Origin of the sequence: Actinokineospora sp. (assembly GCF_050699995.1) — a bacterium.
GTDB lineage: Bacteria > Actinomycetota > Actinomycetes > Mycobacteriales > Pseudonocardiaceae > Actinokineospora.
The window spans coordinates 1-10,512 of sequence record NZ_JBOHGC010000438.1 but is presented as its reverse complement, the minus strand read 5'-3'; the positions used below and the strand labels follow the sequence as shown (position 1 = coordinate 10,512).

At 69.9% G+C, this 10,512-nt stretch carries 13 protein-coding genes and 1 riboswitch; of the genes, 3 read left to right on the top strand and 10 right to left on the bottom strand.

Annotated features, from left to right (window positions below):
• Window positions 1-2,348, bottom strand: a 2,348-nt coding sequence (gene gcvP, locus ACRDSQ_RS22045; protein ID WP_431423683.1) for an aminomethyl-transferring glycine dehydrogenase, incomplete at its 3' end; no start/stop codon positions are given.
• A gap of 177 nt (window positions 2,349-2,525) precedes the next feature.
• Window positions 2,526-2,626, bottom strand: a riboswitch (glycine riboswitch).
• 157 nt (window positions 2,627-2,783) lie between these two features.
• On the opposite strand from gcvP, the gene ACRDSQ_RS22040 reads away from it, so the two are divergent.
• Window positions 2,784-3,470, top strand: a complete 687-nt coding sequence (locus ACRDSQ_RS22040) for a GNAT family N-acetyltransferase (RefSeq protein ID WP_431423682.1) — start codon at window positions 2,784-2,786, stop codon at window positions 3,468-3,470.
• A gap of 4 nt (window positions 3,471-3,474) precedes the next feature.
• Here the strand turns inward: ACRDSQ_RS22040 and ACRDSQ_RS22035 are convergent, their stop codons facing one another.
• The 8 genes from ACRDSQ_RS22035 to ACRDSQ_RS22000 all read right to left on the bottom strand — a co-directional run bounded on the left by ACRDSQ_RS22035 (window position 3,475) and on the right by ACRDSQ_RS22000 (window position 7,953).
• Window positions 3,475-4,044 carry a hypothetical protein gene (locus ACRDSQ_RS22035; RefSeq protein ID WP_431423681.1) on the bottom strand — a complete coding sequence of 190 codons (570 nt, stop codon included), beginning with the start codon at window positions 4,042-4,044 and terminating at the stop codon, window positions 3,475-3,477.
• Window positions 4,045-4,167: 123 nt separating this feature from the next.
• Window positions 4,168-4,734 (bottom strand): MerR family transcriptional regulator, encoded by a 567-nt coding sequence (locus ACRDSQ_RS22030; protein WP_431423680.1) that lies wholly within the window; start codon window positions 4,732-4,734, stop codon window positions 4,168-4,170.
• 197 nt (window positions 4,735-4,931) lie between these two features.
• Window positions 4,932-5,405: a bifunctional nuclease family protein gene (locus tag ACRDSQ_RS22025; RefSeq protein ID WP_054046144.1), complete on the bottom strand. Its 474-nt coding sequence runs from the start codon at window positions 5,403-5,405 to the stop codon at window positions 4,932-4,934.
• Window positions 5,406-5,556: 151 nt separating this feature from the next.
• Window positions 5,557-6,213: a transcriptional regulator FtsR gene (ftsR, locus tag ACRDSQ_RS22020; RefSeq protein WP_431423679.1), complete on the bottom strand. Its 657-nt coding sequence runs from the start codon at window positions 6,211-6,213 to the stop codon at window positions 5,557-5,559.
• Window positions 6,214-6,283: 70 nt separating this feature from the next.
• A complete protein-coding gene (gene garA / locus ACRDSQ_RS22015) occupies window positions 6,284-6,736 on the bottom strand; it encodes a glycogen accumulation regulator GarA (protein ID WP_091375509.1) in 453 nt (150 codons plus the stop codon).
• A gap of 131 nt (window positions 6,737-6,867) precedes the next feature.
• Window positions 6,868-7,470, bottom strand: a complete 603-nt coding sequence (locus ACRDSQ_RS22010; protein WP_431423678.1) for a CDP-alcohol phosphatidyltransferase family protein — start codon at window positions 7,468-7,470, stop codon at window positions 6,868-6,870.
• A 25-nt stretch (window positions 7,471-7,495) separates the two neighbouring features.
• A complete protein-coding gene (locus ACRDSQ_RS22005) occupies window positions 7,496-7,705 on the bottom strand; it encodes a hypothetical protein (protein ID WP_431423677.1) in 210 nt (69 codons plus the stop codon).
• On the bottom strand, window positions 7,702-7,953 hold the full coding sequence (locus ACRDSQ_RS22000; RefSeq protein WP_431423675.1) for a hypothetical protein: 252 nt from the start codon (window positions 7,951-7,953) through the stop codon (window positions 7,702-7,704). The genes ACRDSQ_RS22005 and ACRDSQ_RS22000 overlap by 4 nt, the downstream gene beginning before the upstream one ends.
• A gap of 205 nt (window positions 7,954-8,158) precedes the next feature.
• Here ACRDSQ_RS22000 and ACRDSQ_RS21995 point away from each other — a divergent pair, with 205 nt between their 5' ends.
• Window positions 8,159-9,433: an FAD-binding oxidoreductase gene (locus tag ACRDSQ_RS21995; protein ID WP_431423674.1), complete on the top strand. Its 1,275-nt coding sequence runs from the start codon at window positions 8,159-8,161 to the stop codon at window positions 9,431-9,433.
• Here the strand turns inward: ACRDSQ_RS21995 and ACRDSQ_RS21990 are convergent.
• Window positions 9,420-10,244 (bottom strand): crotonase/enoyl-CoA hydratase family protein, encoded by an 825-nt coding sequence (locus ACRDSQ_RS21990; RefSeq protein WP_431423672.1) that lies wholly within the window; start codon window positions 10,242-10,244, stop codon window positions 9,420-9,422. The two genes, ACRDSQ_RS21995 and ACRDSQ_RS21990, sit on opposite strands and share 14 nt — an antisense overlap.
• A gap of 172 nt (window positions 10,245-10,416) precedes the next feature.
• Between ACRDSQ_RS21990 and ACRDSQ_RS21985 the strand changes: the two genes are divergently transcribed.
• A partial coding sequence (locus ACRDSQ_RS21985) for a helix-turn-helix domain-containing protein (RefSeq protein WP_431423395.1) occupies window positions 10,417-10,512 on the top strand: 96 nt, incomplete at its 3' end.

Here is a 10,512-nt window from a genome sequence, read left to right as displayed (position 1 = left end):
GCGACCGCGGTCAGGGTGGCGCGGCGCAGGCCGTCGGCGCCCATCATGCGGACGTAGGCCCACGAGATCGGCAGGATCGACGCGCTGCCCCACGGGGCCGCGCTGATCGGGCCGACACCGGTGGCCGGGCCCGCCAGCGGCTGCAGCGGGTGGTTCGGCAGGAACGGCGCGAGGTGCGAGCGCACGCCGATCGGGCCGACGCCGGGGCCGCCGCCGCCGTGCGGGATGCAGAAGGTCTTGTGCAGGTTCAGGTGCGAGACGTCCGAACCGAACTTGCCGTACCGCGCGAGACCGATGAGCGCGTTGAGGTTCGCACCGTCCACATAGACCTGACCGCCCGCGTCGTGCACCAGGGTGCAGACCTCGCGCACGGTGTCCTCGTAGACCCCGTGGGTGGACGGGTAGGTGATCATGATCGCGGCGAGGTCGTCGGCGTGCTCGGCGACGCTGGCCCGCAGGTGGTCCATGTCGATGTTGCCCGAGTCGTCGCACTTGACGACGGCGACGCGCATGCCCGCCATGACCGCGCTTGCCGCGTTGGTGCCGTGCGCGCTCGACGGGATCAGGCAGACGTCGCGCTCGCCGTGGCCCTGGGAGCGGTGGTACGCGCGGATCGCCAGCAGGCCGGCGAACTCGCCCTGGCTGCCGGCGTTGGGCTGCAGGCTGACCGCGTCGTACCCGGTGAGCTGCGCGAGCCAGGTCTCCAGGTCCTTGATCACCTGGAGGATCCCGGCGGCGTCCTCGGCCGGGGCGAACGGGTGCAGGTCGGCGAAGGCGGGCCAGGTGATCGGCTCCATCTCCGCGGTCGCGTTGAGCTTCATCGTGCAGGAGCCCAGCGGGATCATGCTGCGGTCCAGCGCGACGTCCTTGTCCGACAGCGACCGCAGGTAGCGCAGCAGCGCGGTCTCGGAGCGGTGCGTGCTGAACACCGGGTGCGTCAGGTACTCCGACGTCCGCACCAGCTCGGCCGGGATGGCGTCGTCGGTGTCGAGGTCGAGCGCGTCGGCGTCGGCGCTCACGCCGAACGCCTGCCACACCAGGGCGAGTGTGTCGCGCGAGGTGGTCTCGTCGCAGGCGACACCGACGTGGTCGGCGTCGGTCAGGCGCAGGTTGACGCCCAGGTCGCGGGCCGCCGAGACGACATCCGCGGCCTTACCGGGAACACGGACCTGAACGGTGTCGAAGAAGGAGTCCGTCACGACGTCGACGCCACCGGCGCGCAGGCCCGCGGCCAGCACGGCGGCCATGCGGTGGGCGCGGGTCGCGATGGCCTTGAGGCCGTCGGGGCCGTGGTAGACCGCGTACATCGAGGCGACGACGGCGAGCAGCACCTGCGCGGTGCAGATGTTCGAGGTGGCCTTCTCGCGGCGGATGTGCTGCTCACGGGTCTGCAGGGCGAGCCGGTAGGCCAGGTTGCCGTCGGCGTCGGTGGACACACCGACGAGCCGACCGGGCAGCTGGCGCTCCAGTCCGGCGTGGACGGCCATGTAGCCGGCGTGCGGCCCGCCGAAGCCCATGGGGACACCGAAGCGCTGGGTGGTGCCGACGACGACGTCCGCGCCGATCTCACCGGGCGCGCGGAGCACGGTCAGCGAGAGCAGGTCGGCGGTGACCGCGACCTTCGCGCCGCGCTCGTGGGCGTCGGCGATCAGGGCCTCGTGGTCGCGCACGGCGCCGCTGGCGCCCGGGTAGGACAGCAGGACACCGAAGAAGTCGCCCTCGGGGAGACCGTCGGCCAGGTCGGCGACGACGACCTCGATGCCGAGGGGCTCCGCGCGGGTCTCGATGACGGCGATCGTCTGTGGGAACGTGTCGGCGTCGACGACGAACCGGGCCGACTTCGACCGGCCCGCGCGGCGCACCAGGGTCATCGCCTCGGCGGCCGCGGTGGACTCGTCGAGCATCGACGCGTTCGCCGTGGGCAGGCCGGCCAGATCGGCGACCATGGTCTGGAAGTTGAGGAGGGCTTCGAGCCTGCCCTGGGAGATCTCCGGCTGGTACGGCGTGTACGCGGTGTACCAGGCCGGGCTCTCCAGCACGTTGCGGCGGATCACCGGCGGCGTCACGGTGCCGTAGTAGCCCAGGCCGATCATCTGGGTGAGCGTGCGGTTGCGGGAGGCCAGCTCGCGCAGCTCGGCCAGCGAGCCGAACTCGGTCGCGGGCGGCGGGAGCTGAAGGCCCATGTCGCTCTCACGGATCGACTCCGGCACCGCGCGCTGGGCGAGTTCCTCGAGCGACCCGACCCCGATGACGTCGAGGATCTTCGCCAGCTCAGCTGGGCGAGGACCGACGTGCCGGTCGGCGAACAGGGTGCCGTGCTCGAGCGCGGCGAGGGGGATCCGTGTCATGGTGCAGCTCCTCCGGCGATACAAGGGGTCGGGCCTGAGCGGGTGGTTGCCCGCTTGGCCCTCCCCCTCTGTCCGTGCCCGACAAGCCGGGCGCCTGAGAGCTTCGTCCGGCTATCGGACTTGCACCTTCGGCGGAGCTGCCCAGGGGTGCCTGGACCGCTCGCTTTCCAGAGGCGTCTCGCCCACGCGGTCCTTGTGCCTGAGAGGTTCCGGGGAGGATTTGCTCCTTCGGCGTCGACACGGCCGGTTGACCGCTCGAGCTCTCCCGCGTGGGATCAGCGACGACACCGTGAAGTCTAGACGGTGGGTATCCAAAGTCGTTTGCCCAGAGTGCTCAACCCGGGTTCCACTGTCCTAATGGACACTGCGTCGGCACTCTCCGCGTTCGATCGGCAACTCAGGCGTGAACTTCCGCCCGGTGATTCGGCCACGAGGGTGGAGCGAACAGCCCGGCTCGTCCGGCACGTCAGCGACCAGCCACACAGTTGGACCGGAGTCGTGTGGAGCGACCTGGACTCCTCGACGGCGGACGCCACGATCGCCGCCGAGTCCCCGAACTTCCGCGGCGGATACGAGTGGAAGTACTACACCCATGACCTCCCCGCGGACCTGCCCGACCGGCTGCGGGCGGCGGGCCTGCACCAGGGGGAACTGGAGGCGGTGATGGTCGCCGAGGCAGCCGAGGTCCCCGATTTCGCTCCGCCCTCAGGCGTCGACCTGATCGACGTGACGGACGAGGAAGGCATCATCGCGGCCACCGACGTGCACGACGAGGTCTTCGGGCAGTCCCATCGTGGGCTTCGTGAGCGGCTCTTGGCCGTCCTCGCCGAGGCCCCGGAGACCCTGGACGTGGTGCTCGCGGTCGCGGGTGACACACCGGTGAGCGCCGCACGCACCGACTACTACCCCGGCACCGAGTTCGCGGGACTCTGGGGCGGCGGCACCCTCGATGCGTGGCGCGGGAAAGGCATCTACAAAGCACTGGTCAGTCATCGCGCCCGCCGAGCCCAGGCCCGGGGAGTGCGCTATTTGCAGGTGGACGCGCTGCCGACCAGCGAGCCGATCCTGCGACGCATCGGCTTCACCCGCCTGACCTCTACCACTCCGTTCACCCTCGGGTGAGCGGTTACTGCCATCCGCCTGGCTGCTGCGGCGGATAGGCGGGCTGCTGCTGCGGGTATCCGGGCTGGGGCGGGTAGCCGGGCTGCTGGGGGTAGCCGGGCTGCTGGGGGTAGCCGTAGCCCGGCGCCTGCTGGGCGAACGCGGGCGGCTTGTATCCGCGCATGCCCTGGCCGACCGGCGGCAGCATGACGATGACCGTGGCCGCCAGCCACACCAGCATCACGATCACGAGGAACGCCATCCGGCTCGCACCGCCGAGGCTGATGACCCTGATCATCGCGTACACGTAGTACAGCGAGACGACCACACCAAGCCCGGCGAGCGTCCACCGCGCGAAGCCGAGCCGGAAGAACATAGCTACGGCCAGCAGCAGCACGACCGCGCCGATCCCGGCGGTGATCCACAGGAGAGCCTGTCGGGAATCCGCGGACGCGTCTCCGTTGCCGAACGCGATGCCGATGGACGACACCGCGATCTCCGGGTAGTCGAAACCGCCCTGGGACGCCGCCTGGCCGGTCAGGGTTCCGATGACGATGCACAGAGCCGAACACAGCACGAAGAGGCTGGCGGACACGTAAGCCATGACCCGGCTGGGCGGCCCGACCGGACCACCACCCCAACCCCCGGTCCCATCGGCGGACCAGCCGGAAACGGCTGCTGAAACGGTGGGTTGGGGTAGCCCGTTGTCTGTCGGTACCTAACCGGCGTTGCGCGCCTTTCGGCGCTGGGTGAGTTCGTCCTGCGACTGGTGCGGCATCTCGACGCCGTCCGCGCGCTCTGCGGGGAACTCGTGAATCGTACCGGTGATCTCCCGGATGGCACCGCTGACGGCGATGCCGAAGACGCCCTGTCCGCCCTGCAGCAGATCGACGACCTCTTCGGGGGACGTGCACTCGTAGACCGTGGTGCCGTCGCTGAACAGCGTGATTCGGGCCAGGTCGCGCACGCCGTGCCGACGCAGGTGGTCCACCGCGACGCGGATGTTCTGCAGGGAGACGCCGGTGTCGAGCAGGCGCTTGACGACCTTGAGGACCAGGACGTCCTTGAACGAGTACAGCCGCTGCGATCCGGAGCCGTGCGCGCCGCGCACCGTGGGAACCACCAGGTCAGTGCGTGCCCAGTAGTCGAGCTGCCGGTACGTGATGCCTGCGATCTGGCACGCGGCAGGACCCCGGTAGCCGACGAGCTCGTCGGGCAGTGAGGCGTCCGGGAACAGTTCGCCCTGCTCTCCGGTATCAGCCCCGACGGGACCTTCCTCGAACACGCCTGCCTCCCCTCGTCCGACCACCGATGTGGCCGGCGAACGAGACCGCCCGTTCCGCTCTGGGGAACCGCCGGCCATGCGTATCGGCCGGTGCGGGCTGTGGTTCACGGCCGCATCGGCGATTCGCTCATCCCTGACGGTAAGACTGGCGTGGGGACTGGTCAACGCGACGCGCGGGAACGCGACGCGCCGGTTGCTCAGGTGTCGGCGCCGCGGAAATCTTCCGGCGAGACGGAGTCGAGGAACTCGCGGAACTTCTCGACCTCGTCCTCCTGCTCGTCCGGAATGATCAATCCGGCTTCCTGCAGCACCGAGTCCTCAGCGTGGATCGGCACACCGACCCGCAACGCCAGTGCGACGGAGTCGCTCGGCCGGGCCGAGACCCGGACGTCGCCGTCGAAGACGAGTTCGGCGAAGAACGTGCCCTCACGCAGATCGGTGATCCGGACCTGTTCCAACTCGCGGCCCAGCGCCCCGATCACGTCCTTGAGCAGGTCGTGGGTCAGCGGCCGCGCGGGCCGCACCCCCTGCTGCTCGAGGGCGATCGCGGTCGCCTCCACGGAGCCGATCCAGATCGGGAGATACCTTTCACCTTCGGTCTCGCGCAGCAACAAGATCGGCTGGTTCGCGGGCAACTCCACCCGCACTCCCACGACGCGCATCTCGCTCATCGGGCTCGCCTCCCTCCGCTCGCTGGGGCTTCCGGCGTCCCGTCATCTGAGGATCGCTTATCGCCTACTTCGACGCTACCCGCCATCTGGCTCGGACGCCTGACTATCTCATCGTGATCAGATCACAATGATTACCTGCACAGGGCCACATTTACCGGCCCGTGATACGCCGCAGACCCGCTTTGACCAGCAATGAGTGCAATCCGACGGACAACGCCCCGAGTTCGCGGGCGATGCTGTCGGCGCGGTCGCGCGCCGCGGGGTCGCGTTGCCGGTACATCGGCGCGACGACCTGTTCCATGAGACCGACCTCCCGGTCCGCCGCCGCGCGGAACGCGCGCAGGTGCCGGGGCTCGATCCCGTAGTCGGCCATTCCGGCCGCGAGCCGGGCGACCTGGACCGCGTCGGCGTCGTAGAAACCATCCGAGCCCGACGCGAGGAGTCCGTACTGCTCGAGATCGTCAAGCAGCACCCCCGTCACACCTGCCTGGCGCAGCACATCGTCCCTGCTCAGCCGTGTGTCCGAGCCCTCGGCGAACTCGTCGGGATCGATCCGTTCCACGGCGACCGTGAGCGGCCGGTCGGCACCGCCGCGGTCGGCCTGCTCCAACTGGTCTTTGATCACGCGCAGCGGCAGGTAGTGATCGCGCTGCGCGGCCAGCACGAAACGCAGCCGCTCCACGTCGTCACCGGTGAACCGCCGGTATCCGGCGGGCGAGCGGTCCGGCCGAATGAGGCCTTCCGCTTCCAGGAACCGGATCTTGGAGATCGTCACGTCCGGGAACTCGGGGCGGAGCCGTTGCAGCACCGCCCCGATGTTCCACCCGTCACTGGCGGGCCGCGCCGCCGTCACGGTCGAATGCCCATAAGTCAAACCACTAGGCGCCCGCGCCGGGTCCGGTCAGGAACACCAGGCGGAACTTGCCGATCTGGACCTCGTCGCCACCGGCGAGCACGGCCTGGTCGACCGGCTCGCGGTTGACGTAGGTGCCGTTGAGGCTGCCGACGTCGATCACCACGAACTCCCCGCCCTCGCGGCGGAACTCCGCGTGGCGGCGGGACACGGTGACGTCGTCGAGGAAGATGTCGCTGTCCGGGTGCCGTCCCGCACTGGTGGTGTCGCGGTCGAGCAGGAATCGGGAGCCCGCGTTCGGGCCACGCTTGACCACGAGCAGGGCCGACCCGGCAGGCAGGGCGTCGACACCCGCGACCGCGGGTTCTGGAGCCGGGGCCTGGGTGCCCTCGACATCGGAGAGGAAGTCGGCCCGGAATACGGAAGTCCGCTCCGGAGACTGCTCCGGCGGGACGCCGGGCCCGTCGTTCGTGCTCACCTGAGCTCCTCCTGCTGTCCTATTACGTTGAACACTGCCAACGTACCGTGCGCGATCAGCAGCCGGGCCGGTGGCTCCCCTCCAGCCCGAACGATCGAACGAAGATCGTCTCACGCGGCGGGTTCGGTTGGCTACGCGACTCGGGTCCCGGGCCGCAGCGCCGCCCGAGTCTGAACGAGGTAGAGCGCTCCCGACCAGAGGAACAGCGCGCCGCCCCAGATGGCCAGCGCGTACGACACCGGGCGCACGACGGTGGCCAGTGTCGAGGTGCCCTCGGCGAGCAGCAGCAGTGGGAAGGCGTACATCAGGTTGAACGTCGCCGCCTTGCCGATGTAGGTGACCTCCGGCGGGCCGAAGCCGCGGCGCCGCAGCAGCGCGATGCAGCCCGCCACGATCACGTCGCGCGCGATCAGGGCGGCCGCCACCCACCACGGCACGATGTCGCGCAGGACGAACGCGACGATCGTGGCGAGGGTGTAGAGCCGGTCCGCCAGCGGGTCGAGCAGCGCTCCGAGCCTGCTGGCCTGGTCGAGCCAGCGGGCGATCTTGCCGTCGAGCCAGTCGGTGAACCCGCTGAACATCAGGATGGCGATCGCCCACCCGTCGGCGTGCGGCACCAGCAGCAGGTACAGGAACACCGGCACACCGGCCAGGCGCAGCGCGCTGAGCGCGTTGGGGATGGTGAGGACCCGGTCGGATCCCCGGTCAGACGGTTCCCCGTCGCGTGCGGCCATGAGCAGGGAGCGTAATCGGCCCGACTCAGGCTCGGCGGTGCGACCAGCCTTGGCTGTCGAGCGCTGTCGGGGTCAGGGCGCGGGGCCTGCCGTAGGCGTCCAAGCCGACCCAGCGGGCCGTGCCCGCGAACCGCTCAAGGACGAAAGGGTGGCCTTTGCTCCAGACGACGCTGCAGGGAACGGTCGGGAGGGGGCGGGACTTGCGGATCACGGGTCTGGCCGCGATGTCGTTCACGCTGTTTTCCGTTCAGCACGATGGTGGGTCCAACCCTGCCGCTCCAACGCGGATCTACTCAGCGACTGCGGTCGGCCGTAGCGGTCGAAACCGACCCAGAACGCGTACCCGTCCACAGCTTCCAGGACGTAGGCGCGCCCGCGGCTCCACACGACGCTGCAGGGCAAGGTGGGCAGTCTACGCGGATGCCTTTGGGTCAGCACGGGCTGGCCCGATTCGGGCTCGAACTCCGAGATCGCCTCGCTCATCTCGCCCACCTCCGTCAGGAGTGTCGATCAGGAAACCGGCTTCGTTAGCCTGTTCACCTAGTGGACGCCTGACTGGTGGAGTTCTTCCACTTCCTGGCCCACACAGAGCGACATTGCGCACCCTGAAAGGGGACCTGTGAGCCTCGTCCGGCGGCTTGCCTCAGCGGTGGGTGACGAGCATCTACTCACGGATGCGGCTCTGTGCATGGGTTTCACGACGGATTGGACCGGCAGACACCGCGGCCACGCCCGATTCGTCGTCCGGCCCGCCGACCGCGACCAGGTCGCCGAGGTGCTGCGGCTGTGCCGGGACGAGGGCGTCGCGGTGGTCCCGCAGGGCGGCAACACGGGTCTCGTCGGCGGCGGGATCGCCCACCACGGCGAGGTTCTGCTGAGCTTGACCCGGCTCGACCCGCTCGGCCCGGTCGACCCGGCGAGCAGGCAGGTGACCGCGGGCGGGGGCGTCACGCTCGCGGCGCTGCGGGCACACGCGGCCGCGGCCGGACTGGACTTCGCCGTCGACATCGCCTCTCGGGACAGCGCGACGGTCGGCGGCATGGTGGCGACGAACGCGGGCGGGCTGCGGGTGCTGCGGTGGGGTTCGATGCGCGAGCAGGTCGCCGGGGTCGAGGCCGTGTTGGCCGACGGGCGGGTCGTGGGCACGCTTTCGGGGCTGGACAAGGACAGCACCGGCTACGACCTCGCGGGCCTGCTGACCGGCAGCGAGGGCACGCTCGCGGTGATCACCGCGGTCCGGCTGCGGCTGGTTCCGGCGTTCGCGCACAAGGCAACGGCGACGCTGGCGTTCGCGAGCACCGACGACGCGGTGGCGGCCGTGGCGGCGCTGCGCACGCTGCCCTCATTGACCTCGGCGGAGGTCTTCTACGACGACGGCGCGCGACTGGTGTGCGCGCATCGGAACGTGCCACCGCCGTTCCCGGTGCCGTATCCGGTGTACCTGCTCGTGGAGTGCGCCGACGACACGGACCCGACTGAGCCGCTCGGCGCCGCGGTCGAGGGGTTGTCCGGGGTGCTCGACTCGGCGCTGGCGGTCGACGAACCCTCCCGCCGGGCCCTGTGGACCCTGCGGGAGGGACACGCCGACGCGGTGAATTCCCTTGGCACCCCGCTGAAACTCGACGTCGGCGTGCCGCCGTCGGCGGCCGCGGAGTTCGAACGCGAGATCCGCTCGATCGTCACCAGCGGCACGTTGGTCCTCTTTGGACACTTGGCGGAGGGCAACTTCCACGTCAACGTGGTCGGCGCGGGCGCCGACGAGGACCGGATCACCGAGGCCGTCCTGCGTGCCGCCGCCGCGCGCGGCGGCACCATCTCAGCCGAACACGGTGTGGGGGTGGCGAAAGCCCGCTGGCTTGCGCTCACCCGCTCCCCCGCCGAACGCGACCTCTACGCCGCGATCAAGCACGCCTGGGACCCCGAAGGCGTGCTCAATCCCGGCGTCCTGGTCACTCCCCGGTGAACTTCGGGGGGCGGCGCTCGAGGAAGGCCTGGACGGCTTCGCCGAGGTCCTTGCTGGGGAGGAAGGCGGAGTTCCAGGCGGCGACGTAGCGCAGGCCGTCGGCGACGCGGCGGTCGCGGTCCTGGCCGAGCACGTCCTTGGTGCCCTGCACGACGAGCGGCGGGTTCTGCGCGATCTCCGCGGCCAGCGCGCGGGCGGCCTCGAGGAGGGCGGCCTGGTCGGCGTGGACGTCGTTGACGAGGTTGATCGCGCGGGCGCGCTCGGCGTCGATGTCCTTGCCGGTGAAGGCGAGTTCGCGCAGGTGGCCCTCGCCGATGATGCCGGACAGGCGCTGCAGGCTGCCCAGGTCGGCGACGATCGCGACCTTCACCTCGCGCACGCTGAACTTGGCGTCGGCACTCGCCAGCCGGATGTCGGCGGCCGCGATGACGTCCACGCCGCCGCCGATGCACCAGCCGCTGACCGCGGCGATGACCGGCTTACGGCACGCGGCGACCGAGGTGACCGCGTTCTGCAGGTCGCGGATGGTGTCGAGGAACCGGGTCCGCGCGCCCGCGAGGCTGTCGGGGCCGAGCATGTCGGCCCAGGAGCCCATCATCGCGGGCAGGTCCAGCCCGTAGGAGAAGTTCGCGCCGCTGCCGGTGAGCACGACCGCGCGGACGTCGGGGTCGGCGTCGAGGGCGTTGAAGACCACTGGCAGCTCGCGCCAGAAGTCCGGTCCCATCGCGTTGCCCTTGCCCGGTCCGAGCAGAGTCACCTCGGCCACATGATCGGCTACGTCGATTTTCAGGGACACCAGGTTTTCTGTCATGCGGCTATTATTACTCACGAGTAACCAATTGTCCGCCTGCGCCTGGGACTGGGGTTGCGAACCGTTCAGGATTCTGTGCCTGTGTGTCTGATTGTGGTGTTTGAGAGATCGGCGACGCGGTGTGGAAGCGCGGGTGGGCTGTTTGTCGGTGGTGGTCGGTACGGTCCGCGTGATGATCGTGTTGCAGGCGTATCGGTTCGCGTTGGACCCGACAGCGGCCCAGGGGGCCGTGTTGCGGTCGCATTGTGGCGCGCAGCGCTACGCCTAC

Excerpts from the sequence above, each read along its gene's own strand:
- ACRDSQ_RS22025 (WP_054046144.1), bottom strand. The coding sequence starts at position 5,405 with ATGAGCGAGATGCGCGTCGTGGGAGTGCGGGTGGAGTTGCCCGCGAAC.
- ACRDSQ_RS22010 (WP_431423678.1), bottom strand. The coding sequence starts at position 7,470 with ATGGCCGCACGCGACGGGGAACCGTCTGACCGGGGATCCGACCGGGTC.
- ACRDSQ_RS22000 (WP_431423675.1), bottom strand. The coding sequence starts at position 7,953 with ATGAGCGAGGCGATCTCGGAGTTCGAGCCCGAATCGGGCCAGCCCGTG.
- ACRDSQ_RS21995 (WP_431423674.1), top strand. The coding sequence starts at position 8,159 with ATGGGTTTCACGACGGATTGGACCGGCAGACACCGCGGCCACGCCCGA.
- ACRDSQ_RS21990 (WP_431423672.1), bottom strand. The coding sequence starts at position 10,244 with ATGACAGAAAACCTGGTGTCCCTGAAAATCGACGTAGCCGATCATGTG.